Annotated in this window: 23 protein-coding genes; 14 read left to right on the forward strand and 9 right to left on the reverse strand. The window is 62.4% G+C overall.

Annotated features, from left to right (window positions below):
- Window positions 1-94: 94 nt before the first annotated feature.
- From rsgA to EDD52_RS12465, 4 genes are all read right to left on the reverse strand, one after another.
- Entirely contained in the window at window positions 95-1,180 is a 1,086-nt protein-coding gene (gene rsgA / locus EDD52_RS12450; protein ID WP_132245412.1) for a ribosome small subunit-dependent GTPase A, read from the reverse strand.
- Window positions 1,181-1,457: 277 nt separating this feature from the next.
- Entirely contained in the window at window positions 1,458-2,432 is a 975-nt protein-coding gene (locus tag EDD52_RS12455) for a lytic transglycosylase domain-containing protein (protein WP_132245414.1), read from the reverse strand.
- Window positions 2,433-2,838: 406 nt separating this feature from the next.
- Window positions 2,839-3,519, reverse strand: a complete 681-nt coding sequence (locus EDD52_RS12460; protein ID WP_132245416.1) for a hypothetical protein — start codon at window positions 3,517-3,519, stop codon at window positions 2,839-2,841.
- A 153-nt stretch (window positions 3,520-3,672) separates the two neighbouring features.
- Window positions 3,673-4,188 carry a DUF421 domain-containing protein gene (locus EDD52_RS12465; RefSeq protein ID WP_132245418.1) on the reverse strand — a complete coding sequence of 172 codons (516 nt, stop codon included), beginning with the start codon at window positions 4,186-4,188 and terminating at the stop codon, window positions 3,673-3,675.
- A gap of 178 nt (window positions 4,189-4,366) precedes the next feature.
- Between EDD52_RS12465 and EDD52_RS23705 the strand changes: the two genes are divergently transcribed.
- Complete coding sequence (locus tag EDD52_RS23705) at window positions 4,367-4,810, forward strand: MgtC/SapB family protein (protein ID WP_165907534.1); 444 nt, start codon at window positions 4,367-4,369, stop codon at window positions 4,808-4,810.
- A gap of 17 nt (window positions 4,811-4,827) precedes the next feature.
- Here EDD52_RS23705 and EDD52_RS12475 read toward each other — a convergent pair whose 3' ends face one another.
- Window positions 4,828-5,712 (reverse strand): LysR family transcriptional regulator, encoded by an 885-nt coding sequence (locus EDD52_RS12475; RefSeq protein WP_132245422.1) that lies wholly within the window; start codon window positions 5,710-5,712, stop codon window positions 4,828-4,830.
- Window positions 5,713-5,960: 248 nt separating this feature from the next.
- Between EDD52_RS12475 and EDD52_RS12480 the strand changes: the two genes are divergently transcribed.
- From EDD52_RS12480 to EDD52_RS12495, 4 genes are all read left to right on the forward strand, one after another.
- Window positions 5,961-6,926 (forward strand): ABC transporter substrate-binding protein, encoded by a 966-nt coding sequence (locus tag EDD52_RS12480; protein WP_132245424.1) that lies wholly within the window; start codon window positions 5,961-5,963, stop codon window positions 6,924-6,926.
- Window positions 6,927-7,003: 77 nt separating this feature from the next.
- Window positions 7,004-8,059, forward strand: a complete 1,056-nt coding sequence (locus EDD52_RS12485) for a quaternary amine ABC transporter ATP-binding protein (RefSeq protein WP_132245426.1) — start codon at window positions 7,004-7,006, stop codon at window positions 8,057-8,059.
- A complete protein-coding gene (locus EDD52_RS12490) occupies window positions 8,056-9,609 on the forward strand; it encodes an ABC transporter permease subunit (protein ID WP_132245428.1) in 1,554 nt (517 codons plus the stop codon). Before EDD52_RS12485 ends, EDD52_RS12490 begins: the two co-directional genes overlap by 4 nt.
- Window positions 9,606-10,325 carry an alpha/beta fold hydrolase gene (locus EDD52_RS12495; protein ID WP_132245429.1) on the forward strand — a complete coding sequence of 240 codons (720 nt, stop codon included), beginning with the start codon at window positions 9,606-9,608 and terminating at the stop codon, window positions 10,323-10,325. The genes EDD52_RS12490 and EDD52_RS12495 overlap by 4 nt, the downstream gene beginning before the upstream one ends.
- Before the next feature lie 66 nt (window positions 10,326-10,391).
- Here the strand turns inward: EDD52_RS12495 and EDD52_RS12500 are convergent, their stop codons facing one another.
- On the reverse strand, window positions 10,392-10,982 hold the full coding sequence (locus tag EDD52_RS12500) for a TetR/AcrR family transcriptional regulator (protein WP_132245431.1): 591 nt from the start codon (window positions 10,980-10,982) through the stop codon (window positions 10,392-10,394).
- A gap of 78 nt (window positions 10,983-11,060) precedes the next feature.
- Here EDD52_RS12500 and EDD52_RS12505 point away from each other — a divergent pair, with 78 nt between their 5' ends.
- The 7 genes from EDD52_RS12505 (at window position 11,061) to EDD52_RS12535 (ending at window position 21,803) form a co-directional block, all read left to right on the forward strand.
- Window positions 11,061-12,239: an efflux RND transporter periplasmic adaptor subunit gene (locus EDD52_RS12505; protein ID WP_132245433.1), complete on the forward strand. Its 1,179-nt coding sequence runs from the start codon at window positions 11,061-11,063 to the stop codon at window positions 12,237-12,239.
- A 3-nt stretch (window positions 12,240-12,242) separates the two neighbouring features.
- Window positions 12,243-15,350, forward strand: a complete 3,108-nt coding sequence (locus EDD52_RS12510) for an efflux RND transporter permease subunit (RefSeq protein ID WP_132245435.1) — start codon at window positions 12,243-12,245, stop codon at window positions 15,348-15,350.
- Window positions 15,347-16,705: an efflux transporter outer membrane subunit gene (locus EDD52_RS12515; protein WP_132245437.1), complete on the forward strand. Its 1,359-nt coding sequence runs from the start codon at window positions 15,347-15,349 to the stop codon at window positions 16,703-16,705. Before EDD52_RS12510 ends, EDD52_RS12515 begins: the two co-directional genes overlap by 4 nt.
- A gap of 61 nt (window positions 16,706-16,766) precedes the next feature.
- A complete protein-coding gene (locus EDD52_RS12520) occupies window positions 16,767-17,501 on the forward strand; it encodes a DUF1499 domain-containing protein (RefSeq protein WP_132245439.1) in 735 nt (244 codons plus the stop codon).
- 96 nt (window positions 17,502-17,597) lie between these two features.
- Window positions 17,598-19,382 carry an ABC transporter ATP-binding protein gene (locus EDD52_RS12525; RefSeq protein WP_132245441.1) on the forward strand — a complete coding sequence of 595 codons (1,785 nt, stop codon included), beginning with the start codon at window positions 17,598-17,600 and terminating at the stop codon, window positions 19,380-19,382.
- Window positions 19,379-21,220: an ABC transporter ATP-binding protein gene (locus EDD52_RS12530; RefSeq protein ID WP_165907535.1), complete on the forward strand. Its 1,842-nt coding sequence runs from the start codon at window positions 19,379-19,381 to the stop codon at window positions 21,218-21,220. Before EDD52_RS12525 ends, EDD52_RS12530 begins: the two co-directional genes overlap by 4 nt.
- Window positions 21,221-21,260: 40 nt before the next feature.
- A complete protein-coding gene (locus tag EDD52_RS12535; protein ID WP_132245445.1) occupies window positions 21,261-21,803 on the forward strand; it encodes an RICIN domain-containing protein in 543 nt (180 codons plus the stop codon).
- A gap of 187 nt (window positions 21,804-21,990) precedes the next feature.
- Here the strand turns inward: EDD52_RS12535 and EDD52_RS12540 are convergent, their stop codons facing one another.
- The 3 genes from EDD52_RS12540 to EDD52_RS12550 all read right to left on the reverse strand — a co-directional run bounded on the left by EDD52_RS12540 (window position 21,991) and on the right by EDD52_RS12550 (window position 24,542).
- On the reverse strand, window positions 21,991-22,866 hold the full coding sequence (locus EDD52_RS12540; RefSeq protein WP_132245447.1) for a dioxygenase family protein: 876 nt from the start codon (window positions 22,864-22,866) through the stop codon (window positions 21,991-21,993).
- A gap of 134 nt (window positions 22,867-23,000) precedes the next feature.
- A complete protein-coding gene (locus EDD52_RS12545; RefSeq protein WP_132245449.1) occupies window positions 23,001-23,882 on the reverse strand; it encodes a fumarylacetoacetate hydrolase family protein in 882 nt (293 codons plus the stop codon).
- A 273-nt stretch (window positions 23,883-24,155) separates the two neighbouring features.
- Window positions 24,156-24,542 carry a YciI family protein gene (locus EDD52_RS12550; RefSeq protein ID WP_132245451.1) on the reverse strand — a complete coding sequence of 129 codons (387 nt, stop codon included), beginning with the start codon at window positions 24,540-24,542 and terminating at the stop codon, window positions 24,156-24,158.
- A gap of 95 nt (window positions 24,543-24,637) precedes the next feature.
- On the opposite strand from EDD52_RS12550, the gene EDD52_RS12555 reads away from it, so the two are divergent.
- Together EDD52_RS12555 and EDD52_RS12560 are read left to right on the forward strand one after the other, a co-directional pair.
- Window positions 24,638-25,519 carry a fumarylacetoacetate hydrolase family protein gene (locus EDD52_RS12555; protein WP_132245453.1) on the forward strand — a complete coding sequence of 294 codons (882 nt, stop codon included), beginning with the start codon at window positions 24,638-24,640 and terminating at the stop codon, window positions 25,517-25,519.
- Window positions 25,519-26,172, forward strand: a complete 654-nt coding sequence (locus EDD52_RS12560) for a malonic semialdehyde reductase (RefSeq protein ID WP_132245455.1) — start codon at window positions 25,519-25,521, stop codon at window positions 26,170-26,172. Before EDD52_RS12555 ends, EDD52_RS12560 begins: the two co-directional genes overlap by 1 nt.
- Window positions 26,173-26,174: the final 2 nt, after the last annotated feature.

Here is a 26,174-nt window from a genome sequence, read left to right on the forward strand (position 1 = left end):
CAGTCTGTGCTGAACGCCAGTGTGGCGCCCGCAGCGTTGGTGCTGCGGGACGCGTTTGGGCTTCGGTTTTCCGGGGCGGGTGTTTACACGCCCATCAGCCCTTTTGCTTGCGGGTCTTCTGTTGCACGGCGTTGACCATCTTCTGAAAGGCCTTTTCGGCGGATTTGCGTTCGTTAAGGGAAGAGGAATTATACCGCTCTTCGGCTGCCAGTTTTTTCCAGCGCGCAAATCTGGCCGGGTCAAAGTCGCCACTGTCGAGGGCCGCCTGAATGGCGCAGCCGGGTTCGGTGTCGTGGTGACAATCCCGGAACCGGCAGTGCCCCGCCAGATCGACGATATCCGCGAACACATCGGCAATCCCGGTTTCGACATTTGTGAGCTGAAGCTCTCGCATGCCGGGCGTGTCGAGGATGGCGCAGCCGTCGGGGGTGAAGTGCATCTGCCGCCGTGTGGTCGTGTGGCGGCCTTTGCTGTCATCCTCGCGGATTGCGGCCGTATCGGTAACGCCGCCGCGGAACAGAGCATTGACCAAGGTGGATTTGCCAACACCGGAGGAGCCGAGAAAGGCCACTGTCTGGCCGGCCTTGCACCATGGCGCGAGTTTGGTGATGGGTTCGGCGCTGAGCGCATTGACCAGTTCGACAAGCACGCGGTTGGAGATTTCGCTGGCCCGGGCCAGATAGGAGGAGGGGTCATCGCAGAGATCCGCCTTTGTCAGCAGGATCACCGGGGTCACGGCAGCCTCGAAGGCCAGGGCGACGTATCGCTCCAGCCGGGCGATGTTGAAATCCTTGTTGCAGGACGACACGATAAAGACCGTGTCCACGTTGGCGGCAATCAACTGCCGCTTTCGGTCGGTGCCCGGCGCGCGGCGTTCGAACACGCTGCTCCGCTCCAGCACTTTACTGCTGGCGGGGTGCTGCGGGTCGTAAAGCAGCCAGTCGCCTACCGTCGCCTCGGGGCCGGGGGGGAGGAGGGTGTCAATGTCTTCGCCCAGAACGTGCAGGCCGGTCCTGTGAACCTCTGTCACCCGGACGGGCGAGAGATGGGAGGTGTCGTCAAGGCTGAGTTGCTGGCTGAAAAACGGCTTCCAGCCAAGCTTTTCCAACTGGGCGGTTTTCTTTCTGGGCAGGTTGCCCGAAGCGGAAGGGGGCAGGAATTGGGAATAGTCCCGTGTCATCGGAGTGAACTTTCATGTGCGGGGCACGAGGCGGGCTCGAACCATAATATGTGGATAATCCAGTTTGCAAACGTCCAGACGCCGGCGACAGTGAAGCGCGGCGAGGGGCTGGTCTGAGTTTGCACCGGGAGGACGCTCTGCCTCCCCACATTATCGGGTCATAAAATCTCGATGATCACGGGGCGGAGATTACCTCTGGCTGGCGGCTTTTGCAAGCTGGGCCAGCGTGACACCTGCGCCCAGCCCTGCGGAACGGGGCGCGACGGTTGGGCGGGCTTCAGTTCTTCAGCACGATGCAGGGAACGCCGTCGCGTTGCAGCCTGCTGCAGATCAGATCCGCCTCGCTGCGGCTTTGCGTGCCGATCTGTGCCGTCCATTGCCGACCCGGTTGTCCAAGCAGGCGCATCCGCAGATAGCTGATTTTCTGCCCCCGCAGTGTCGCGCTGAGTTGAAGGGCGCGCCGGTAGCGAAAGGCTGTGATGTCGCGGCTGCGATGCGAGGCCACGATGGCGGCCCAAGGCATGACGACGGTCGGGACGTGGAACTGTTTCAGACGGCGCTCGCGGCCCAGAAGCTCGCATGCCTCGCGAAAGCCGGGTGCGGTTTTCAGGGCGAAATCCGGCGCGGCCGGCGGGGCATCGCGCCATTCCGTGGCGCTGTAGCCGGTGATGGCCGGCACGTAGGCGCGGGTTTCGGGCGGCAGCTGCTTGCCACGGTTGAGAAAGCTTTCGAGCCGCGCCTCCCCGGCATTATAGGCGGCGGCGGCGAAACCCAGATTGCCGAAGTGATCGCGCAGCTCTGCCAGATAGGTCGCGGAGGCGCGCAACGCCTCTGCCGGGTTGAACGGGTCTGCCAGATCACGCAGCCGCGCCGTGCCGGGCATGAATTGCGCAATGCCCTGCGCCCCTGCCGGGCTGACGGCCGCGGCATCGAACAGGCTTTCACGCCAGATCAGGCGGACGAAGAAATCGGGGTTGAGACCGGCCTCTTGCGCGGTTGCCTCGATCACGCGGCAGGTGTCGGGGATATAGCTTTGCAGCGAAATGCAATGGAGGCCATCTGCGGTGCAGCGGGTGTTGTTCTTGCCCAATCCTGCGGGTCGCGCGCGCGGGCGCACCCGTTCCAGCGGGTCGACCACGGGCGGCGCAGCCTCGACCGAGGTTTCTGCCGCGCTAGGGTGGCTCGCAATCACTGGCACAGCCGTCAGAACACAAAAGGCAATCCAGCGTTTCCAGTCGGTACGCCCCGCCATCACACAACTCCCCGCCGCTTTGCGACGTCAACCAAGCAAGACAATTGCTTGGATTCCGTTTGCGTTGCAAGGGTCGTGGGTGGACGGGCGACGTCAGGTCAATGGTCTGTCTGGCGGCGGATTGTGTATCGGCGCGGGCGGATGCACGCGTCGGGGTGCGGGGTGGCGTGCATGGCCTGAGTAGTCAAAAGGCCAGCACCGGTTTTCAACTCGGACCCTTCGGATGGGTCCGGGCAGATCAAAATACGAATCCGATGATTGCCGCGACAACGACGACGACACCGATGATGTAGAAAATATTATGCATAGCCATATCCTTTTTGTTGGCGCGCCGTTGTGGCACAGGGAAGTAACTGCCAGATCGGGTTTTGGTTCCCAAAAGGATGCCGGATGCCCGTGAGAGGTGTCAGTTTTCGGCGCCGGGGCGTCCGATCAGTTCGGGGCTGACAGAACGGTTGAGAACCTCGTCGCGCTGGATCTTTTCAAGCAACCTGCGCAGGCTTTTGCGCTTGCGCCGCGAGCGGATCTGCTTTGCCGCGATTTCGATGGGGCGGACATGCACGACGCTGCCTTCGGTGCCGAAGATGAATTCGAACCCCCGGCAGGCGGCCACCAGATCCCGCGCCTGGCTTGTCGCGGCAATGGCAATCAGGCGCGTCCGCAGGATATCCCTGGTGAAATCAGCGCTGTCGAATTGCCGGTGCGCGCGGGTCAGGATGTCCTCGAAACTGCCGATATCGACATAGCTGCCACTGGCCATGGGGCCTTGTGCCGATCCGGTCTTGCTGGTGTCGCCCTCGGCCCCCTGAAGCTCCAGCCGGTCGATCACGCTGGTGGTGAATTTCTTCCCCTCGGTTTCAAATTCCACAAGGACATCCATCAGGAAAGCCGCTTCGGACCCCATGTTGGAGACGATGCAGCGCGCCTTGAGATCCCTTGCGCCTTCGCGGCTGATCATCAGGCTGGAGCGGGTCTGGCGGCGATAGCTGGACAGGAAGACGTGCAGATATGTGATCCAGACACAGGTCGACAGCAGGCTGACGAGAACCTGCAGCGTGGTGGAATTGTCATGTAGCCAGCCCCACATCCTGCGCTCCGGTCTGGCGTGCCCTTGCGTGCGGCACGCGGTTGAGATGTGAACCCGGCCTGCGGGTGAATTGTTCCATAGCCGGGTATGAAGGGGGCGTCGGATTGTTCCGGGGCGGGTTTGGCAGGGGCCCGGAATGGGCGGAGCTGTGCGTCAGGCCCGCGAGACGCCCTTGAACAGCGCGGCGTCCACATGGTCGCCATGCAGGACCGAGATATTTCCGGTGGTTTCCAGCACAACGGCGCGGACCGAGGAGAGTTCGAGCGCATTGGCCTCGCGCAGCTTGGCGATCAGGTCTTCCTCGGCCACCCGCGTCGCGCGCAGGGCGTCGTGCAGGATGACACCGTCTTTCATCAGAAGGGTTGGCGTGTTCTGGACAAGCGCGTCCAGACGGGCGGACCAGCGCCGCAACCGGGACACGATGTATTGAACGGTGAAGAGGCAGGCCATCGCGGTGAGCGTCTGCAGGAAGCCGGTCCATTGCTGCGATTGCGACGCCCCCGCAAGCAGAGAGCCCATCGCCACCGTCATGACGAAATCGAAATTGGTCATCTTGGAGAATGACCGCAGCCCGACGATGCGGACAAGCAGGATGATCCAGCCAAGGCCGATCACGCTGAGCACCGACCCCCTTGCGATGGCGTCCAGAATCGGTCCGTCGAAAAACATCTGCGTTATCCCTTCTTCAAATGGTTTCACCCGGTCATCGGGGTGGCGGGGTTGCCCATGCGATCATGGGCGGGCGCCGCATAGTGACGCCGAATTCAGGATGACCCCGAACCAGGCTGTCGTCTATCAACGATGCGTGTGGCAGGTTGGATCCAGCAAAAAGGGGAGATTCCGGAAAATGGTGGACTTTGGCGACTTCATAATACGCGTCCTGTTTTCCGGAGGATGCGGTCTGGTCGTCGGGCTTGACCGCGAGATCAAGGGCAAACCGCTGGGGGCGGGGGTCTATGTTCTGGTCGCGATCGGCTCTGCCGCGCTGATGACGGTGACGCTGAATTTCGCGCTGAGCGGGATGGCCGAGGATGACGCGATCAGCATCGATCCCACCCGGCTGATACAGGGGATCGTCGGCGGCATCGGGTTTCTTGGGGCGGGGGCGATCATGTCGCCCAGCGACGACGGGCGGCTGAAAGGCGTGCGCAGCGGGGCGGCGATCTGGGCGGTCGGGTCTATTGGTATCGCGTGCGGGCTGGGGTTTCTGAAAGAGGCCGCGTTCATCTCTGTGCTGATCTTCGTGGTGCTGAACATCTTTGACTGGCTGCATATCCGCGGCAACAGATAGCGACGCAGGGCCGCGCGTTACAGCCTGTCCCAGAGCGCGCGCGCCTGCGGGGCGAAATTTGCAGGGTTCGCCAGCGCGGCAATCGTCAGCTGCGCGCGCCATGCCTCGTCGCCAATGGGGACAAGCGCGCCTTGCGCGAGTTCGGTGGCAATCGCGGTTTCAGGCATCCAGGCGAAACCACCCCCCTGAAGCAACCTGCGTTTGATGGTCTCGACCAGACTGTCGACATAGATGGTTTCGACATTCATGGGCGTCTGGCCGACCGTGCTGTCGACCACCATGCCAAGAAACGACGATTGTTCATAGGCCAGATAGGGGATGGGCGGGCCGTCAGTGGCTGAAAGATGCCACGCATGGCTGCGCACCCGGTCGGCGGCGGCCACGGGGATCAGGTGATCGGTCAGCAGGTTCTTGCGCGAGAACCCGGCATCATCGATGCGCGGCGAGACCGCATGGTGATAATAGCACAGCATGATGTCGACCGCGCCTTCGACCAGCAATTCGCAGCAGGAGCTGAGAGAATCGGAGATCACCCTGGTGCGCAGGCTCGAAATTTCCTGCTGCATGTTTTCTATGCGGTTCGCCAAATAGTTCGCCGATATCGTGTGAAGCACCGAAATCCGCACGAAACCATCGCCCGCGCCATTGGCGTCGCGGATCGACTGGCGCGTCTCGGCCAGCTGAGAAATGGCCCCCAGCGCCACGGGCAGAAACTGCCGACCGGCATCGGTGATCTGGATGGGATAGGTGGCGCGGTTGACCAGAGGCAACCCGACCCAGCTTTCCAACGCCTTGATTCTACGGCTGAAAGCGGACTGCGTGATGTTACGCTCTTCCGCCGCGCGGGTGAAATTGAGCGTGCGGGCCAGGCATTCGAAGTCGCGCAGCCAGTTCAGGTCCACCTTTGTATCTCCTTGGATGGGGGCGTGAGGGGGAGGCTACGCCAAACTATGCAAGATAGGAATAGTTTGATGAATTGTTCGAATTTGGCCGACATTCGGTTCTGCCTCTAGACTGATCCACAGACGACAACGCGGGCCTGCACGGCCGTGCTGCCTGCGTTGCGATCCAACCGATGGGGGCGGGAGCCGAAGGCCCTGTTCGCATAAAACGACGCCGGAACCGGCGCAGTCCAACAGAGGGAACCACCATGAAAATCAACCTGAAGACAGTAGGCCTCGCGGCTGCGATCAGCGCCTTTGCAATGCCGGCCTTCGCCGCCGAGGAGGTCAAGATCGGCCTGCCATCCTGGACCGGCGCGCAGGCGATCGGTCACTTGCTGGGAGAGATCGTCACATCCCGCATTGGCGGCACCGTGGAATATGTGCCCGGCAACAATGCCACAATTTTCCAGGCGATGGATCAGGGCAAGGGCGACATTGATGTGCATCCGGATGTCTGGCTGCCAAATCAGGAGAGCTTCACCAAGAAATACGTGGATGAGGCGGGCACTGTCACGCTGTCCTCCAACCCGTACGAGGGCAATCAGGGTTTCTGCGTGTCGCAGGATTTTGCCAAGGCGAACTCCATCACCGACATTGCCGATCTGGGCCGTCCTGATGTGGCCGCGCTGATGGACAGCGATGGCAACGGCAAGGGCGAGATGTGGATCGGCGCGCCCGGCTGGGCCTCTGCCAATGTCAACGAGGTCAAGACCCGCGATTACGGCTTGCTGGATTTCATCGAACCCATCCGCGCGGAGGAAAGCGTCAAGACCGCGCGTATCAAGGATAGCATCGCCAAGGGCGAGGGGTATGCGTTTTATTGCTACAAGCCGCATGCGGTCTGGTTCATGTTCGACGTGGAAATGCTGAGCGAGCCGACATATGACCCCGCGAAATACACCATGATCCAGCCTTCCGACGATGCCGACTGGTACGCAAAATCCTCTGTCGCCACCAAGGACGCGCTGAAAGAGGTGCAGATCGCATGGTCCAATTCGCTGGCGGAACGGTCCCCCGCGATTGCGGAATTCTTTGCGAATTTCGCGGTGACGGCGGATGATGTCAGCGGGCTTGCCTATGAAATCTCTGCCAATGGGGTGGAGCCTGCGGATGCCGCGAAGGCCTGGATCGAGGCGAATTCCGATCGCGTGGATGCGATGCTGGGTCTTTGAGGCCCGCCTGAGCGCGCGGCATCGGGGGATTGTCCCGGTGCCGCCAGTCCTTACCCCTTGTATGATCGAGACGCGCCATGGCCTCTGACACTGTTGTCGAGATATCCAACGTCTGGAAAATTTTCGGCGACCGGGCAGAGGAGGCGTTGCGCGCGGTGCGCGACCGCGGGTTGACGAAGGCGCAGATCCTGTCCGAGTACAACGCGGTCGTGGGTGTCGCCGATGTCAGCCTGTCGGTGAAGCGCGGCGAGATTTTCTGCATCATGGGTCTGTCGGGCAGTGGCAAGTCCACGCTGGTCCGGCATTTCAACCGGCTGCTGGAGCCGACCGATGGCCGGATCGAGATTGAAGGCACGGATGTGATGGCCCTTGCTCCGCGAGAGCTGCAACGCTTTCGGAACCGGAAGATCGGCATGGTGTTCCAGAATTTCGCGCTGATGCCGCACCGGTCTGTGCTGGATAATGTCGCCATGCCGCTTGAAATCCGGCAGGTGCCCAAGAACGAACGGATGCGGCAGGCCGCGGCCATTCTGGATATTGTGGAGCTGGGCGCCTGGGGGGCCAAGTTTGCGCATGAGCTGTCGGGTGGCATGCAGCAACGGGTGGGTCTTGCGCGGGCGCTGGCCGCCAACCCGGATGTGTTGCTGATGGACGAGCCGTTCTCTGCGCTTGATCCGCTGATCCGCCGCCAGTTGCAGGATGAATTCATCCGGCTGAGCAAGATCCTGAAGAAAACCACCATTTTCATCACCCACGATCTGGACGAAGCCGTCCGGATCGGTGACCGCATCGCCATCATGCGCGATGGCAAGATGGTGCAGATCGGCACGGCCGAAGATATCGTGATGGAGCCGGCGGATGATTATGTGGCCGATTTCGTCGCCGGTATTTCGCGGCTGAAGGTCGTGCATGCCCATGCCGTGATGCAGCCGGTCGAGACGCTCATTGCCGCGCATGGCCCCTTGCCCGCCGATGCCGCGAGGGTCGGGCCGGACGAGACGCTGAGCACCCTGATCACGATGGCCATCGACGACGACAACCCGATCATCGTGCAGTCGGACGGTGCAGATATTGGCATCATCACCCGCGCGGATCTGTTGCGCACCGTGATTGAAGGGACCGAAGTATCATGACGGACGCAACCGCAGAGCTTGGCGTCAATCCGCTGGAAGACACGTCCTCTGACGCGGCTGTCGCCTATGCCGAGGAGCGGCGCGAGAATATCCGGGCCTTCGTGCGCACCTCCCCCGGCTACTACATCCGCATGTTCGACAGGATCGGCGCGTCGGCCCGGTTCACCGCGACGTTCAACGCCATGGCCGGGCTGTTCGGGCCGATCTGGTTTGGCGCGCGCGGATTGTGGAGCTGGGCCTTGCCGTTTCTGATCCTCGAAGCGCTTGGTTTCGTGCAGATCGCGCGCGGGCTGTTCGGGGATCTGGCCGCGGATGCCATGGCGCGGATCGCCTCTATCGAGGGCACGTTGGCACTGCGCAAACAGCAGCTGGCCTCGGCCATCGAGTCCGGGTCGGACAAGGTGGATGTCTACCGGCGCACCGTGGAGTCGCTGGAGGCCAACATCGGCGGCATCCGCGACGAGGCCGCCGCATTGGCCGCCGAGGGCCCCACGATTGCGGTGACGGGGCTTGCCATCCTTGCCGTGGTGAAGCTTGCGCAATCGCTGGTGGCCAACTGGGCGCTGGAGGCCCGCTTTTCCGACTGGCTGTCCGACAGGTCCATCCGGTCCGGCATGCCGGTGTCGCAGATCGTGTTCAGCACCGTTTTCATGGTGTTGATCGTCGCTGCGGCGATGATGCATTACAGCTTTCCGGGCCGTTTCAGCCTGCTGAGCGACTTTCCCACCGATCCCGGTATCCGGCTGACCAGCATCGACCGGGTCGAGGCGTTTTTCAACTGGGCGGTGCTGAATGGCGAGGCGCTGTTCGATGCGATCACCTATTTCATCCGCCTCGTGCTTGACGCGCTGGAGCTGGTCTTTGTCAGCACGCCGTGGATCGTGGTGGCGGCCCTTATCATCCTGCTGACATGGCTGACGGCCGGGGTGCGCATGGCGATCTATTCCGGCGCGTTTCTGGCCTATATGGGGCTGCTCGGCTTTTGGGAAAAAGCCATGACCACGCTTGCATTGCTGGGCACGGCCGCGTGTCTCTCGATCCTTATCGGCATTCCCCTGGGCATGTTTGCCGCGCGCCGGCCGCGGTTTTATTCGTTCATCCAGCCGATCATGGATTTCATGCAAACCATGCCGGCCTTTGTTTTCATGATCCCGGTCATCGCCTTTTTCGGCACGGGCAAGCCCGCCGCCGTTGTCACCACGATGATCTTTGGCGGCACACCTGTGGTGCGGTTGACGGTGCTTGGGCTGCGCGGCGTGCCGGAATCGGTTCGCGAGGCGGCGATCAGCTTCGGGGCGAACAAGTGGTACCTGCTGACCAGGGTGGATTTGCCGCTTGCCAGCCCGTCGATCCGGGCGGGGATCAACCAGACGATCATGCTGTCGCTGGCGATGGTGGTCGTGGCATCCCTGATCGGCGCGAAGGGGCTTGGCGAAGACGTGCTGGAAGCGCTGCAATATGCCAATGTGGGGCAGGGTATTCTTGCCGGTTTCTCTATCCTGTTCTGCGCCATGATCCTTGACCGTATCGTGCAGGGCGGGCGCAAATGACCCCTGTCGTGCTGGTCCACGGGTTCATGGGGGGAAGCAAGCAATGGCACCGCCAGCTGGGCGCGCTGGGAGGCGGCGAAATCCACAGCGTCGACCTGCCGGGCTTTGGCGAAAACGCGCATCTGGACGGGTTTGACACGATTGCGGGATATGCGGCCTGGGTGCTGGCAGAGCTTGAGGCGCGGGGGGTCGCGCAGTTTCATCTTATCGGGCATTCGATGGGCGGGATGGTCGCACAAGAGATGGTGTCGCAGTCACCGGGCAGCGTGGCGCGACTGGTGCTGTATGGAACCGGCGCACAGGGCGTGCTGCCGGGCAGGTTCGAGACAATCGAGACGTCCAGACAACGGGCGCTGACCGATGGGCCCAACGCGACGGCCCGGCGTATCGCCGCCACATGGTTCAGGATGCAGGACAAGGCCGATGCCTATGAGGCATGTGCCGCCATTGCGGAGCGCAGCAGCATTCAGGCAATTCTGGCGGGGCTGGATGCGATGAGCGGGTGGACGGGGGTGACGCGACTTCCCGTTCTGTCGACGCGGACGCTGGTTCTTTGGGGAGACCGGGATCGCACCTATCCCTGGACGCAGACGGAAAAGCTGTGGCGGACAATCCCCGGGGCGAGCCTTGCCGTGATCCCCGATTGCGCCCATGCCGCGCATCTGGAAAAGCCTGAGCTGTTCAATCAGATCGTGAAGGATTTCCTGACGAATTGACGCGTGTTGCAGGGCTGGCCGTGTCGCGCGGGGACATGTGCGCCGGCTGTTGCTCCTGCGCGGCGTTCACGGGTCTTGCGGCGTGGCCAGCAGTTGCGATGCCGCGATCAGGCCTTTCCAGACGGTATCCAGAGCGGCGTCAAGCGACAGGTCCGGGTCGCGGTTCCACAGTTGGATAGCCCGTCCGATCGCGCCGGTGACGCCCGCGGCGAGCGCGGCGGCTGTCTGACGATCGCTGACGCGGTTGCCGAGGCATTCGGTAAGCTCGTCGCGTTCCAGAACCAGAAACCCTTCGAGAATACCGCGTGCCTTTTCGTTTGAACGCATGACGGGGCCCATCATCCTGAGGATGGGTTCATCCTCTGCCAGCGCCTTCATATACTGGTCAAGGAACCGCTTGATGTCATCGGCCGGCGCGCCTGCTCCGTCGCGCAGGGCCTGCTTGTCTTCCTCCTGGAAGGGTGGCGGCGTGCCGACGGCGGCGGCTTCCTTATTGGCGTAATAGTTGAAAAACGTCCGGGTGCTGACGCCGGCAGAGGCCGCGATCTCTTCGGTGGTGACGTTTTCAAGCCCTTGCTGAAGTGCCAGTTCCAGCGTCGCTATCTGGATTTCCCGCGCGGTCTGACGCCTGCGTCTTTCTCGTAACGAAACTGTCATTAGCTGTTTTCTTGCATAGTGTGCAACATTTGCGTAGGAGGCACTAAAACCGCCGGATAGTCAAGGATCGAAAATCAGATGAAGATCAGCGTTTGGAAGATGATGGGCGCGGTGCTCGCCTTGACGGGGTCCGCCGCGATGGTGAATGCCCAGCCCGTGATGCCGGGTGGCATGGAGATGGGCCCGCTTGAGGTGGGCGTTGTCGAGATGACATTGCAGGAGGTTCCGCGGGTCGTGACCTCGCCGGGGCATGCTGTCGCGTTTCAGGAGGTCGAGGTGCGCCCCCGTGTGGGCGGCGTCGTGCAAGAGATCCTGTATACGCCCGATCAGCTGCTGAAGGTCGGTGACCCGCTGTTCCGTATTGACGATTCCTCTTATGTCGCGGCAGAGGCCACGGCACGGGCCAACCTTGCAACGGCGCAGGCCAAGCTGCCGGTGATGCAGGCGGCCTATGACCGTGCCGTGCAGCTGGCAGGGCGCGGCTATACCGAGGCCGAGGTCGAGGCGGCGCGCGCAAGTCTGGCAGAGGCGCAGGCGACGCTGGAATCGGCGCAGGCCGCGCTGGATTACGCACAGACCGAACTGTCCTGGACCACGTTGAAAAGCCCGATTGCCGGGCGCGCCGATGTGGCGACAGTGTCTGTGGGCGATCTTGTGACCGCGGGGCAGGCGGATGCGCTGACCACCATCGTGCAGGCCGATCCGATCTATGTGGACATGATGGAAGCCAGCGCGCGCATTCTTTCTGTGCGCAAGGGCATTGCCGAAGGGGTGCTCAAGCAGAACGATGCGCTTGAGGCGACGCTGACGCTTGAAAACGAAGAGGTGTTCCGCGGCACGGGCCAGCTGGTCACGGCCGGCAATTCGGTTTCCTCCTCGACGGGGACGGTGACCATCCGGTTCAAGTTCGACAATCCCCAGCATGTGGTCATTCCGGGCATGTTCGTGCGGGGCGAGGTCGTTATCGGCTCCATCCAGGCCTATCTGGTGCCGCAACTGGCCGCCACGCGGGAAAATTCCGGCAAGCTGACGGCGTATGTCGTGGGCGAGGACGGCACCGCCCGGCAGATCACGCTGGAAGATGACGGCACCTATGACAACGCGTGGATCGTGCGCGAAGGGTTAAGCGATGGCGACCAGCTGATCGTGGACGGGCTGTCGTCATTGCGGGCCGGTCAGGCCGTGACGCCCGTCGCGGCGACCATTGATGAAGACGGCGTCGTGCGCGATGCCGAAACCCCCGCCACGGAGGACTGATCCATGGCCGCCTTCTTCATTCACCGCCCGGTTTTCGCCTGGGTGCTTGCCATCGCGACCATGCTGCTGGGTGCCTACAGCATGACCAGCCTGCCGATCTCGCAATATCCCGACATCGCCCCGACAACGGTGCGGATCACCGCGTCCTACTCTGGCGCCTCGGCTGAAACGGTCGAAAACTCGGTCACTGCCGTCATCGAGGACGGGCTGACCGGGCTGGATGGCCTGACCTACATGACCTCGTCCTCCAGCGAAGGGGCGGCCAGTGTTTCGCTGACCTTTGATGACAGCATCGACCCCGACATGGCGCAGGTGCAGGTGCAGAACAAGCTGCAGCTGGTTGAATCACAACTGCCCGACGCTGTCACCAGCCGGGGGGTGTCCGTCACCCGCTCGACCAGCTCGATCCTGATGGTCGGGGCCCTTGTCAGCGAGAATGACGCTTACTCCTCGCTCGAACTGGGGGATATCCTGAGCAGCACCATTCAGGACGCGGTACAGCGTACTGATGGGGTTGGGTCGATCAACCTCTTTGGCACCGAATACGCGATGCGGATCTGGCTGAACCCGGAACGTCTGTATCAATATCAGCTGACCGCTGCCGATGTGACCTCGGCCGTGTCGCAGCAGAACACCAATGTCACCGTTGGCAGTCTGGGCGATCAACCGGTCACCAAGGGCCAGCAATTCACGGTGTCCCTGTCGGCACAGTCGCAGCTTGGATCGGTAGAGGATTTCCAGTCCATCCTGCTGAAAACCGACGCTGATGGATCGGCGATCTATCTGGGCGATGTGGCGACGGTAGAGTTGGCCGAAGAAGATTACGGCAGCGTCAGCCGCTACAATGGCCACCCGGCTGCCGGCTTTGCCGTCAACCTGTCCACCGGAGCCAATGCCGTCGACACCGCAGAGCGGGTGCGCGCGGTGATGGACGGGCTGTCAGGGGCCTTGCCCGAGGGGGTGAGCATTGAATACCCCTATGACACCTCGCCGTTCGTCGAGGAATCCATCGATCAGGTTTACGAGACGCTGATCGAGGCCATCGTGCTGGTTTTCCTTGTTATCTTCCTGTTCCTGCAAAGCTGGCGCGCGACGCTTATTCCGACGATCGCCGTGCCGGTCGTGCTGCTGGGCACGTTTGGCGTGCTTTCGGCCTTTGGCATGTCGATCAACACGCTGACGATGTTCGCGCTGGTGCTGGCCATTGGCCTGCTGGTCGATGACGCCATCGTCGTGGTCGAGAATGTCGAGCGCGTCATGGAAGAAGTGGGTCTGGATGCAAAGGCCGCCACCGAAAAGAGCATGGGCGAGATTTCGACCGCGCTGATCGGGATCGTGATGGTTCTGTCGGCGGTGTTCCTGCCGATGGCCTTCCTGTCCGGATCGACCGGGGTGATCTACAAGCAGTTCTCGGTCACGATCATCTCGGCCATGGTGCTGTCGCTGTTCGTGGCGCTGATCCTGACGCCTGCCATGTGCGCGCAGCTTCTTAAACCCGGTCACGGCAAGGCCCCGGTGGCGCCGCTGCGCTGGTTCAACGCCGGGCTTGACCGGCTGACGGGCGGCTATGGCGCCACTGTCGGGCGGCTCGCATTGCGGCCGTTCCGCATGATCGTTGTGCTGGGGCTGGTGGGTTTCGGCGCCTACTGGGTCTATGATCGCCTGCCAAGCTCTTTCCTTCCGACAGAGGATCAGGGCGTTCTGATGGCAATGGTCGAGCTGCCGCAAGGCTCTACCGTTCAGCAGACGCAATACACGATCGAGCAGATCGAAGACTATCTGCTGACCGAAGAAGCCGATGTCGTGGATGGGGTGTTCGCCAATGTCGGGTTCAGCTTTAGCGGGTCCGGGCAGCAATACGGCGTGCTGTTCATCCGGCTGAAAGATTACGAAGAGCGCCCGGATGACGATGCCGCCGACCTGTTGGGGCGCGCGAATGGCCGGTTCTTCCAGTCGCGGCTTGGCAGCATCTTCGTGCTGCAACCGCCCGCCATTCAGGGTCTGGGCACCACGTCGGGCTTTGCCATGTATCTGGTCGGTCAGTCCGGCGCAGGGCAGGACGCGCTGAGCTATGCGGCCGATCAACTGGTGGCGCTGGGCAATCAGGACGGGCGGGTGACAAACCTGCGCGGCAATGATGCGGCGACCGAACCCGCGCTTAAACTGCGGATCGATCAGCAGCGGGCCGAGGCGCTGGGCGTGTCGCTGTCGGATGTGAACACCATGTTGTCCACGGTCTTTTCGGGCTCGTACGTGAACGACTTCCCGCTTGGCAACGACCTGCGCGAGGTGATCGTTCAGAGTGGTGCTGACTGGCGCATGCAGCCTTCGGATATCGATCACTGGTATGTGCGCAATTCCTCGGCAGAGATGGTGCCGCTCTCGGCCTTCATGAGCCAGGAATGGGAGATGATCACGCCGAAGCTGGCCCGTTACGGCGGCACCCGCGCGCTGGAAATCTCGGGCGAGGCGGCAAGCGGCATCAGTTCGGGCGACGCGATGGACCTGATGGAAGAGCTTACCGCCGAACTCGACGGCTCTTACGCCGCGGCCTGGACCGGGCTCAGCTATCAGGAGCGCCTGTCCGGCGATCAGGAGGCCATCCTTTACGCGATCTCGGCGCTGGTGGTCTTTCTTTGCCTTGCCGCATTGTATGAAAGCTGGGCGGTGCCTTTCGCGGTCATGCTGTCGGTTCCGGTGGGCATTCTGGGCGCGCTGGTGACAACCTGGTATTTCGGGCAGGCGAATGACGTCTATTTCAAGGTGGGCCTGCTGACGACAATCGGTCTGGCGGCAAGAAACGCCATCCTGATCGTCGAATTCGCAGAAGCGCTGCGCGTCAAGGGCCAAAGCCTGATGGAGGCCACGACCACGGCGGCGCGGCAGCGGCTTCGCCCGATCCTCATGACCTCGCTGGCCTTCGGCTTTGGCATCCTGCCGCTGGTGCTGGCCTCGGGGGCGGGGGCCAATGCCCAGAAATCCATCGGCACCGGCATGCTGGGCGGGATCATCTTTTCAGCGGTCATCGGGATCGTGATGGTGCCGGTCTTCTATGTCGCTGTCATCAGAACCACGGAAATATTCCGCATCCGGAAGGAAGCCTTCCTGTGAAACCCCAATTCCTCTTGCTGGGCCTGCTTGTGGCCGGCTGTGCGGTCGGCACGGAGTATCAACGCCCCGAAGTCGCCCTGCAGACCCGATTTGTCGAGGGCAGCGCCGAGTCTGTCGGCGCGGTTGCCACGCAGAAATGGTGGCTGGACTACAAGGATGCGGTGCTGACCGGGCTTGTGTCGCGCGGACTGGCGCAGAACCTTGACGTGATGGCCGCGACCGAGGCGATCCGGCAGGCGCAGGCAAATCTGCGCCAGACCGGTGTCAATTCCGCCGCCGATGGTTCGCTGTCTGCACAGCGCAGCACGACCGGTGGCGATGTGATTGACGGGACGGTCACCACCGACAGTGGATCACTGGGGGCGGCGCTGGTGCTTGATCTCTTCGGGGGGATCCGGCGCGAACGCGAGGCTGCGGCAGCGTCGCTGACCGCCGCGCGGGCCGAGGCCGAAACCGTACGTCTGGCCTGGCTGGCCGAGCTGCTGTCGGCCTATTCCGATGCGCGTTACTATCAGGAGGTGCTGGCCCTGACCCGCGCAACGATCAAGACGCGCGAAGAAACGGTCGGGATTACCCGCAGCCAGTATGAGGCAGGCGCGGCGACGGAATACGAGGTTGCCGAGGCGCAGGCACTGCTGTCCACGGCGCGGGCAAGCCTGCCGCAATATGGCGCGCTGTTTGACGCAAATGTCTATGCGATCGCAACCCTGCTGAACGAGCCCGCAGGCCCGATCCAGTCGCAGTTGCAAAAGGGCGCGCCGCAGCTGTCCACGCCCGGCAGCGCCCGCACCGGCGTGCCTGCTGACCTGTTGCGCAACCGTCCGGATGTGCGCAGCGCCGAAGCCGATCTTGCCGCCGCCGTGGCCGCTGTTGGCGTGGCAGAGGCAGCGCTTTACCCGTCCCTGTCGCTGACGGGCACGGTGGCGCGCGCCGATGGCGTGGACAGCTGGACCTTTGGCCCGCAACTGTCGCTGCCCGTGTTCAAGCAAGGGCAATTGCGGGCAAGCCGCGATGCGCAGATCTCTGTCGCGAGACAGGCAGAGCTTGCATGGCGGGGCGCTGTGGTGTCTGCGGTCGAGGATGTTCAGGTCGCCCAATCCAACCTGTCCCGTTCCCGGCAACGGGCCGGCCTGTTGAAAAAGGCGGCAGACGATTACGGACATGCTCTGGCATTGGCACAGCAGAACTATCGCAGCGGTGCCATCACGCTTCTGGATCTGCTTGAGACGGATCGAAACACCGCCTCTGCACGGATTTCGGCGGCCTCTGCCGTCAATGACGCGGCGCAGGCCTGGGCAACATTGAAAATCGCCACTGGGGCGGGTTCCGCCGCGACAGGGCAAGTCGGCAACTGACAGGCGCCTGCGCGGAGCGTTCCAGGCAGGCGGCAAAACGAATTCGGGTAGTGAAAGGCCTATGAAACTGATGAAACATCTTGGAAAAATCGCACTTGTCGTTGCGTTGATCGGCGCTGCCTTCGTGGCACTGATGCTGTCTGGCGCGCGTTTGGGCCTGTGGGAGCCGATCACGGGGTTCGGGCTTTACCGGACCTATCTCAACCCGCTGGGCTGGTTCCTTGCTGGTCTGGGTGTGCTTGCGCTGGTCATCCACCTTCTGCGCAAGGAAACCGTTGGGGCCGTGGCTGGCGGTGTTGCCGCGCTGATTGGTGTGGCCTGTCTGGTGCCTTTGATCGCGGGGACGCTCAACCCGCAGCCGCGCGCGGCACCGATCCACGATATTTCCACCGATACGGTCACCCCGCCGGCCTTTGAAGTGCTGGATGAAACCCGCGCAGGCGCCAGAAATCCGCTGGAATACGGCGGGCCGGAACTGGCCGAGGCACAGGCCGCCGCCTATCCCGATATCGCGCCGCTTGACACAGACCTGTCCGCAGATGCCGCCTATGAGCGTGCCTTGGAGGTTGCGCAGGAGATGGGCTGGGAGATCGTGGCCGCAGACGCGGATCGCCACCGTTTCGAGGCGACCGCACGCACCTCTGTCTTTTACTTCGCAGATGACGTGGTGGTTGTCGTGTCGCCTCTGGATGCGGGCAGCCGTGTGAACATGCGGGGCGTGTCCCGGGTCGGTCGCAGCGATCAGGGCGTCAATGCCGCCCGTATCCGCGACTTTCAACAACGGTTCAAGGGCTGACCTCTCGGCCCTTGCGCGACGCGCGGGGCCGGGCCTTCACGCCCGATTGTCGGTTGTGACACCTGCAATCGGGCACGCAACTGGGTGCTTATCGGCATGTTTGACGTGACAGACACACCCCGCGAGGGGCATCGCAATCCGGGTGCGCCGGGCTGGCGTGAAAGAGTTCTGCGGTACAAATGGGCGCTTCTCGCCCTGTTGCTGTGCCAGGTGGGGCAGGTGACGGCCTCGCTGCTCTTGCCCAGCTTCAGCGCCGATATCATCGATACCGGGATAAGCGGCGAAGACGTTTCGGCCATCCGTCATTTTGGCGCTCTTATGGGCATTGCTGCCGGGGTTCAGCTTGTTCTGAGCGCCACGGCGGTGTTTATCGGCGCAAGAGTGGCCTACCGGATTGCCGAAAGCCTTCGTGCCGATGTGTTTGCCAAGGTGCACAGCCTTGCACTGTCGCAGGTGCAGGGTTTCACCGTCGGGTCGCTTATCACGCGGTGCACCAACGATGTGCTTCAGGTTCAGACGATGCTGAACATGGGGCTGACGGTGATCGTCATTGCCCCGATCATGGGGATCGGCGGGTCGATCATGGCGGTGCGTCAGGACGTGCAGCTGTCACAGCTCCTGCTGTTCTCGGTCCCGATCCTTGCCCTGATCATCGGCGTCCTGACGATCAGGGCCATCCCGCTGTTCCAGCGGATGCAGAAACAGCTTGATGGCGTGAACAGCATCCTGCGCGAACAGGTTCAGGGTATCCGGGTCATCCGCGCCTATTTGCAGGAAGCACGGGAAAGCACACGTTTCGGCGCCGCCAATACGGACCTCACCGGGACCGCGCTCCGTTCCGGGCGGTTGATGGCGACAATGACGCCGTCCTTGACGGCTGCGATGCAGCTGACCTCTGTCGCGCTGATCTGGGCCGGGGCCAGCCGTGTGCGCGCCGCAGAGCTGGAGATTGGCGCGCTCATTGCCTTTCTGTCTTATGTCGCGCTGATCCTGATTTCCGTGATGATGATGGGCATGATGATCGTCATGCTGCCGCGTGCGCTTGTCAGTGCGCGGCGGATCACGAACCTGCTTCGAACCCCGGTCGATGTCGGCCCGCCCTCCGCGCCCAAGCCCCTGCCGCCGCGTAGCGCCGGGCTGCATCTGTGCTTTCAGGATGTCGGGTTCGGCTATCCGGGGGCCGAGGCGATGGTGATCGAGGACATCACCTTTGACCTTGGTCCGGGGGAGGTTCTGGGCGTGATCGGGGCGACGGGGTCGGGGAAATCCACCATCCTCAACCTGATTGCGCGGCTTGATGATCCAAGCACCGGGCGCATCACGCTGGGCGGGGTTGATCTGCGCGACATTGCGCAGACGGATCTGTCATCGCGCATCGGCTATGTCCCGCAGAAATCCTATCTTTTTTCGGGAACCATTGCCGATACGCTGCGGCTTGGAAACCCCGAGGCGGACGAGGCCGCGCTTTGGCGCGCATTGGAGGTGGCGCAAGCCGTCGATTTTGTGCGGGCCCTGCCCGAGGGGCTATTGTCGCCGGTGGCGCAGGGGGGCGGGAATTTTTCCGGCGGTCAGCGCCAGAGGCTTGCCATCGCGCGGGCGCTTGCCTGCGATGCAGAGCTGTTTCTGTTTGACGACAGCTTTTCCGCGCTGGACCAGGTGACGGACCACAAATTGCGGACCGCCCTGCGCGGCGCCGTGCGCGAAGCCGCCACCGTGATCGTCAGTCAGCGGGTGGCGTCGATCCGCGATGCCGACCGGATACTGGTTGTCGACAAGGGACGCATGGTCGGGCTTGGCCCGCACGACACGCTGATGCAGGAATGCCCGGTCTACGCCGAAACAGTCCGTTCGCAGGCCCAGCCCGAGGAGGACGCGGCATGAGCGCGAACAAAGCTGTGCAGCTCGATACGGTCAAGCGGTTGCCAGACGGTGCCGCCAGTTCCGGCCCCAAAGCGCCGGGAGGGGCCATCGCCGGGGCAAAACCCAAGGACGCGCGAGACGCGATGCGGCGGATCTGGGAGGCATTTGGCAACAACCGGACGACGCTGGTTATCTCTTTGCTGCTAAGCGTGGGCAGCGTGATCGGAAGCTCTATCGGGCCCTGGCAGCTGGGCCACGCGACCGATCTTCTGGTCAGTGACGACTTCACGATGTCGGCCCTCGTGCGGCAGCTTCTGATCGTGGGCGCGATTTATCTGATGGCCTCCAGCCTCAACCTCTTGCAGGCCTGGCTGATCAACGATCTGGTGCAGAACATGGGGCGCGATCTGCGCAAGGCCGCACAGGCCAAGCTGGCCCGCGTGCCGCTCCGCTGGTTCGATGCGCAGCCGGACGGAGAGGTCCTTTCGCGCTTCACCAATGATATCGACAACATGGTGCAGAACCTGCAGCAGGTCGCCAGTCAGGCGATGTTGATGCTTTTGACGGTTATCGGCGTGCTGGCGATGATGCTTGTGCTGTCGGTACCGCTTGCAGCCGTGGCGTTAGGCGGCATCGCCATTTCGCTTGGGGTGACGCGCGTGATTACCCGCGCCGCGCAGCCGAAATATGCCGAACAATGGCGCGAAACAGGGCAGCTGAACGCCCTCGTGGAAGAGACATTCACCGGCCAGACCCTGATCCGGGTCTATGGCGCGCGCGACCGGGTCGACCAGCAATTTGCCGAACAGAACGGTGCTTTGGCCAATGTCAGCCTGCGCGCGCAGATCCTGGCCAGCCTGATCCAGCCGACGATGATGTTCGTGAACAACCTGGCCTATATCGCGGTGGTCGTTTTCGGGGCGATCCGGGTGCTGTCGGGTGGGCTGAGCCTTGGAGAGGTGCAAGCCTTCATCCAGTACATCCGCCAGATCGGGCAGCCGATATCGCAGCTGGGCAGCATGGCCGCGCAGGTGCAATCTGCGCTGGCCTCGGCAGAGCGGGTGTTCGAATTGCTCGACGCCCCTGAAATGTCCGACGATCCGGCGTCGGAGACACAGCTTGCCATGCCGGTCGCGGGCCATGTTCAGTTCGAGCATGTCGGCTTTCGCTACAGCCCGGACCAGCCCCTGTTCGAGGATGTCAGCTTTGAGGCGAGGCCGGGCCAGATGCTGGCTATTGTCGGGCCGACGGGCGCTGGCAAGACGACGCTGGTCAACCTGCTGGTCCGGTTTTACGGGATCGACAGCGGGGCCATTCGTCTGGATGGCAAGGATATCGCCACGCTGGCGCGCAGCGATCTGCGCCATGCCATCGCGATGGTGTTGCAGGATACGTGGCTCTTTACCGGCACGGTTCATGACAATATCGCCTATGGCCGCCCGGATGCGACCCGCGAGCAGGTTATCGCCGCTGCAAGACGCTGCCATGTTGATGATTTCGTGCGCACCCTTTCGGACGGTTATGACACGGTGCTTGAAAATGGCGGCGGCAGTCTTTCGCAGGGGCAGCGCCAGCTGATGACGATCGCGCGGGCTTTCCTGCTCGACGCGCCGATACTGGTTCTGGACGAGGCGACAAGCTCGGTCGACACCCGCACCGAAACATTGATCCAGAAGGCGATGGCCGACTTGCGTCAGGGCCGCACGAGTTTTGTGATTGCGCATCGCTTTTCGACCATCCGCGACGCGGACATGATCGTCTATATGGAAGCCGGGACCGTGCGCGAAACCGGTACTCATGAAGAGCTTGTGGCGTTGCAGGGGGGCTACTGGCAGCTCCAGCACGGCGCGCAGAGTTGATACCTATGACACCCGCAACCTTCCCTGAAAGGACTGACCGATGACAAGAAAACCCTCCGTTTACGCCGCCGTCATTGCCGCGTCATTTGGCGTGGCACTCCCTCAAACCCTGCTGGCCGACGCGCCGGTCATCCAGACCGTCGGGCCAGTCATCCACCTTGCGGACAACCTTGACGAAGAGGCCATGCTTGGCTGGTGCATCGACACGGAAGGTCGCGGCCTGGGCGACCAACTGCACGCGCATTCCTGCAAGCCGACCGGCGATGACGTGCTGTTTTCCTTTGCGCCCGACACCGGCATGATCGAATCCGCGACCTACGCGGGCATGTGCATGGCCTATAATGCGCCGGACAGTGCGGAAAACCCGTTCGGGTTGATCGCGTGTGACGAGGCGGACCAGACGCAGCATTTTGCCTATGACGAGGCCAGCATGGAGATCCATCTGGCCGATGATGCAGCGCAATGCGTGACGGTCGCGCCGGTCATTGACGATGCGGGCCCCTTCCAGTCACGCGATCTGCTTCTGGCCGCCTGTGAGGATCTGGAACCAAGCTTCAAGCAGTGGGTCATTCGCGGCGAGTAAGCGACGTCAGGGCCGACAGCGCGCCGTACCCGACCACCGGGATGTGCCGTTGTTGGCCCCGAGACTGTGAACAGTGAAAAGCCGAAGAGTGCCGCCACAACCGGCGGCACCTTTTTTAACGTCGCGCCGTGGCTGACCGCCCTGCGGAACTTATGGCAGAAGGCACGCCGGCGACCGCAGACAGGCCCTATGCGGTTTCCCGCACGAGGGTCAGATCGAATTGGACGCGCAGCCAGTCACCCTCGACCTTGCCGGACAGATCGAAGCCCTGATCCGGGAATGTGCCTGCTGGCATGTCCTCGTAATGCATCACCAGATCTTCGCGCACGCCGAACACGGCGTCCTGATCCAGATAGGGATCATCGGCGGCGAAAACCTCGGACACCAGCGTGCGGTATCCTTGGGCCTTGACGATGAAATGCAGATGGCTGGGCCGCCAGGCGTGACGCCCGGTGGCGTCCAGCAACGCGCCGCCCGGCCCGTCGGTGGGCACCTCGTAGCTGACCGGTTTGACGGTGGTGAAGGCATACCGCCCGTCGGCGCCTACCGTCTGGATGCCGTGGAAGGAATAGGTGTCCTGTTCCTCGTCCTGACTGGAATAGAGCCCGTTGGGCGCGGTCTGCCAGATGTCGATGGCGGCACCTTCGATCGGATTGCCGTCCATATCACGCACGACACCCGTAGCCAGCAGCACATTGCCCTGGTAATGCCGCTTCATGTCGTAGCCCAGCGGGATCGGCGGCGCGCCCGAGACATGGAACGGCCCCAGCACCGATGACGAGGTGCCACCGGGCACCGTGTTGACCATGTCGACCAGCGAGGAGACACCCAAGAGGTCGCTGAGCAGGACCATTTCGTGACGCTCCTTGTCGGAAATCTCGCCCGCCCATTCCAGCATCTCGATGCCTTTTTCCCATTCGGCATGGGTCAGGTTGACCTCTTTGACAAAGGCATGCAGGTGGCGGGTCAGCGACATCAGAACCTCTTTCAGGCGAGGATCGGTGTCCTTGCCCATGTAGCCCTGAAAGGCGTCGGTGATGTTGTCCTTGGTGACATTGCGCATTGGCGGTTGCTCCTTTGGTTCAGGATGGCAAGGCAAGGTTGCAGAGGCGGGCCGCGGGCGGGGCCCCGGGTGCGATCGAGAGGATCATGGGCGCGGCGCCCGCGGGGTATCGGCTTTGCCCTGCACGGATGAGATCATTCGGCTGCCACTTTGTGCAAATCGGCCTCGTCCACGATCGGGCTGGAACATATTCCGATCCGCTCAATCTCCACATCTACAACTTCACCCGGGCGCAGCCAACGGGGGTCGGGCTTCTTGGCATGTCCGACGCCTGGAGGCGTGCCCATGGCAATGAAGTCTCCCGGCTCCAGCGTGGTGTATTCCGATATCGTGGCGATCGTTTGCGCCACCGACCAGATCATGTTGCCGGTGTTGGAGCTTTGCAGGATCTCGCTGCCCACGCGGCTTTCGATCTTCAACCCGGCGGCGCCTTCGGGCAGCTCCTCCGGCGTGACCACGACCGGGCCGATTGCACCGGTCTGATCGAAGTTCTTGCCCGGCGTCCATTGATGCGTCTTGCGCTGGTAGTCGCGCACCGATCCGTCGTTGAAAACGGTATAGCCAAACACATGGTCCAGCGCGTCCGCCTCAGAGATATGCCGCCCGCCCTTGCCGATGATGACCATCAGTTCGGCCTCGTAATCCAGCCGTTCCGAGCAGGTCGGCCGTACCATCGGCTGGCCCGCCGCCATGACCGACTGCCGCCCGCGCATGAATAGCGCCGGGTAGTCGGGGATGTCATATCCGCCTTCCTTGATGTGGTCGGTGTAGTTCAGGCCTAGGCAGATGATGGTGCCGGGCCGCTCCACCGGCAGGGCCGGGGTTATCGCAGCCACATCCACCGAGGCGTAAAGATCGCTTGCCTCCCGGATGGCGGCCATCAGGTCCGGCGATTTGAGCAAGGCCGAAAGGTCAACGCCAACCCCCGGAAACCGTGCCGACACATCGACAGCTTTGTCCCCGCGTACCAGATAAACGGCTTGCCTGCCTTCCAAGTGCCCGACCAGAAACCGCATGACAAACTCCCTGTTGCATTTCAAATATTTATCGATATAGAAATTCTCTGTCAAATAAAATCGATATTATGAGCGACGCAGCGAAAGCCCGCATCGTGTCGGTTTTGGCCAAAGCCTTCGGCGCGACGGGAAAGCTTTGCCGACCAAACCCCCGGAAGAAAATGCGGTGCGGCTGCAGGGCCAGCCCATGAAGGCCAACCCGTGCGGGTTCGGCATCCAAGGTGTTTTCGGCACGAAGTATGCCTCTGGGTCCGAAGCGCGGCGCTTGCCCCCTCAGGAAAGAGCCACGGAGTTGGTCGACAGGCCGACGGAAAGCGTCATTGACCCTTCGTTGACCAGCCATCGGCGCAGGGTGAATGTGCGCGCGCCGCAGGCATGCATCGGGTCGGCCTCGGCCAGTGCGCGGGCCTCTTCGAAGGAGGGCGCGCGGTAGACGATGAGGCCCATGCCCTCCATCATCTCGCCGGTTTCGTCCGACATCGGCCCGGCAAAGGCCAGCTTGCCCGCCCTTTCCTGCTCGGCCTGATAGGCAAGGTGGTCGGGAAGGGCGGCCTTGGTGGCGGCCGGATCCCCCGCCGGGGTCGATTGTACGACAAAAAGTTCCAGCGCGAGCGCTCCGCGTGACCTGGCCTCGGACTTGTAGTCTTCCCACTTGGGCATTTGCATCGATCTCCGGATTTTCAAAAAACATCGATTTTATTTGACCTGAGATTTATTTATCGGCAAAATCCTTTGAAATCAAGTTGGAGGAATCGATGCGTCTTCTGGTAGGAACCTTAGCCGGAGCACAAAGCGTCTTCGCAGTCCAAGGGGACATGGCGGTCAACCTGACCGACGCCGTGCCGGATATTGGCACCGATCTGGCGGCCCTGACCGCCGCGCCGGACCTGATGGCGCGGGCGGAAGAGGCGGCGGCCGGGGAGAAGATGGTCAACGTCGCGGATATCACCCCCGCGCTTCCGGTCACAGCCCCCCCGACGATCATCTGCCTAGGCCTGAACTACACCGACCACATCAAGGAAGGTGGTTATGAGATCCCCGACTACCCGGCGCTGTTCATGCGCGGGCGGCAGTCGATCATGGCGGCGGGCCAGCCGATGGTGCGCCCGACCTGCTCGGAGCGGCTGGATTACGAGGCCGAACTGATGGTCATCATCGGCAAGGGCGGGCGGCATATCTCTGAGGCGGACGCGCTGGACCATGTGTTTGGCTATACCGTCTTCAACGACGGATCGGTGCGCGACTACCAGCGCAAGACGCATCAATGGACGCCGGGCAAGAACTTCGATCAGACCGGTGCAATCGGACCCTATGTGGTGACCCCGAACGAGGTGCCCGAGGGTGCTTCGGGGCTGAAGATCGAAAGCCGCGTGGGCAGCGAGATCCTGCAAAGCTCCAACACCGGCAATATGATCTGGTCGGCGGCGAGCGCCATCTCGATCATCTCGGAATATTCGACGTTGCAGCCGGGCGATCACATCGCGCTTGGCACGCCGCCGGGTGTGGGACATGCCAAGAAGCCCAACCCCCGTTGGCTCAGACCCGGCGAGGTGGTGGAGGTCGAGATCGAAGGCATCGGCATCTGTGCCAGCCCGATCGTCGACGAGGCCGAAACGATGCAGAAAGCAGCGATGTGATGAACCGAACTCCAGATATCCGCCGGGCAGAGGCGCAGAAGGCCGTCCGTGCCCTGCGCGACCGCGTTGACCGGCTGGACAACGATGCCATCGACCTGATCCTGCGTGATGCGCGTTCGCATTACGCCTGGACTGACACGCCGGTGAGCGAGGCGCTGCTGCGCGAAATCTACGAGATCACCATCGCTGGCCCCACCAGCATGAACACCTGCCCGGCCCGGTTCATCTTCATCCAGAGCGACGCCGCCAAGGACCGGCTGGCCAAATCGCTGAAGGCCAAGAACATCGACAAGATGCGGCAGGCCCCGGTGACGGCAATTGTCGCCTGGGACCCGCTATACTGGCAGCGGCTGGACTTCCTGTTTCCGCATGAAGACCGCAAGCCGCTGTTCGACGGCAGGGAAAAATACGCCCACGACACCGCGTTCCGCAATTCGACATTGCAGGGTGGCTACATGATGATTGCCGCGCGGGCGCTGGGGCTGGACGTGGGCGCGATGTCGGGCTTTTCCAACGAGATCGTCGACGAAGAGTTCTTCTCGGAAAACGGCTGGAAGTCGAATTTCCTGATCAATATGGGCTACGCCGATGAAACTGCGTTGTTCCAGAAACTGCCGCGGTTCGACTTCGACGACATCTGCGAAATCATGTGAGG

This window comes from Primorskyibacter sedentarius (assembly GCF_004342065.1).
GTDB lineage: Bacteria > Pseudomonadota > Alphaproteobacteria > Rhodobacterales > Rhodobacteraceae > Primorskyibacter > Primorskyibacter sedentarius.

Bases quoted from the DNA above. Each gene is read 5' to 3' on its own strand.
- EDD52_RS12505 (WP_132245433.1), top strand. From the start codon at position 11,061: ATGAAGATCAGCGTTTGGAAGATGATGGGCGCGGTGCTCGCCTTGACG.
- EDD52_RS12540 (WP_132245447.1), bottom strand. From the start codon at position 22,866: ATGCGCAATGTCACCAAGGACAACATCACCGACGCCTTTCAGGGCTAC.
- EDD52_RS12510 (WP_132245435.1), top strand. From the start codon at position 12,243: ATGGCCGCCTTCTTCATTCACCGCCCGGTTTTCGCCTGGGTGCTTGCC.
- EDD52_RS12560 (WP_132245455.1), top strand. From the start codon at position 25,519: ATGAACCGAACTCCAGATATCCGCCGGGCAGAGGCGCAGAAGGCCGTC.
- EDD52_RS12460 (WP_132245416.1), bottom strand. From the start codon at position 3,519: ATGTGGGGCTGGCTACATGACAATTCCACCACGCTGCAGGTTCTCGTC.
- EDD52_RS12525 (WP_132245441.1), top strand. From the start codon at position 17,598: ATGTTTGACGTGACAGACACACCCCGCGAGGGGCATCGCAATCCGGGT.
- EDD52_RS12495 (WP_132245429.1), top strand. From the start codon at position 9,606: ATGACCCCTGTCGTGCTGGTCCACGGGTTCATGGGGGGAAGCAAGCAA.
- EDD52_RS12490 (WP_132245428.1), top strand. From the start codon at position 8,056: ATGACGGACGCAACCGCAGAGCTTGGCGTCAATCCGCTGGAAGACACG.
- EDD52_RS12555 (WP_132245453.1), top strand. From the start codon at position 24,638: ATGCGTCTTCTGGTAGGAACCTTAGCCGGAGCACAAAGCGTCTTCGCA.
- EDD52_RS12545 (WP_132245449.1), bottom strand. From the start codon at position 23,882: ATGCGGTTTCTGGTCGGGCACTTGGAAGGCAGGCAAGCCGTTTATCTG.
- EDD52_RS12500 (WP_132245431.1), bottom strand. From the start codon at position 10,982: ATGACAGTTTCGTTACGAGAAAGACGCAGGCGTCAGACCGCGCGGGAA.
- EDD52_RS12455 (WP_132245414.1), bottom strand. From the start codon at position 2,432: ATGGCGGGGCGTACCGACTGGAAACGCTGGATTGCCTTTTGTGTTCTG.
- EDD52_RS12465 (WP_132245418.1), bottom strand. From the start codon at position 4,188: ATGTTTTTCGACGGACCGATTCTGGACGCCATCGCAAGGGGGTCGGTG.
- EDD52_RS23705 (WP_165907534.1), top strand. From the start codon at position 4,367: ATGGTGGACTTTGGCGACTTCATAATACGCGTCCTGTTTTCCGGAGGA.
- EDD52_RS12535 (WP_132245445.1), top strand. From the start codon at position 21,261: ATGACAAGAAAACCCTCCGTTTACGCCGCCGTCATTGCCGCGTCATTT.
- EDD52_RS12530 (WP_165907535.1), top strand. From the start codon at position 19,379: ATGAGCGCGAACAAAGCTGTGCAGCTCGATACGGTCAAGCGGTTGCCA.
- EDD52_RS12480 (WP_132245424.1), top strand. From the start codon at position 5,961: ATGAAAATCAACCTGAAGACAGTAGGCCTCGCGGCTGCGATCAGCGCC.
- EDD52_RS12550 (WP_132245451.1), bottom strand. From the start codon at position 24,542: ATGCCCAAGTGGGAAGACTACAAGTCCGAGGCCAGGTCACGCGGAGCG.
- EDD52_RS12485 (WP_132245426.1), top strand. From the start codon at position 7,004: ATGGCCTCTGACACTGTTGTCGAGATATCCAACGTCTGGAAAATTTTC.
- EDD52_RS12520 (WP_132245439.1), top strand. From the start codon at position 16,767: ATGAAACTGATGAAACATCTTGGAAAAATCGCACTTGTCGTTGCGTTG.
- rsgA (WP_132245412.1), bottom strand. From the start codon at position 1,180: ATGACACGGGACTATTCCCAATTCCTGCCCCCTTCCGCTTCGGGCAAC.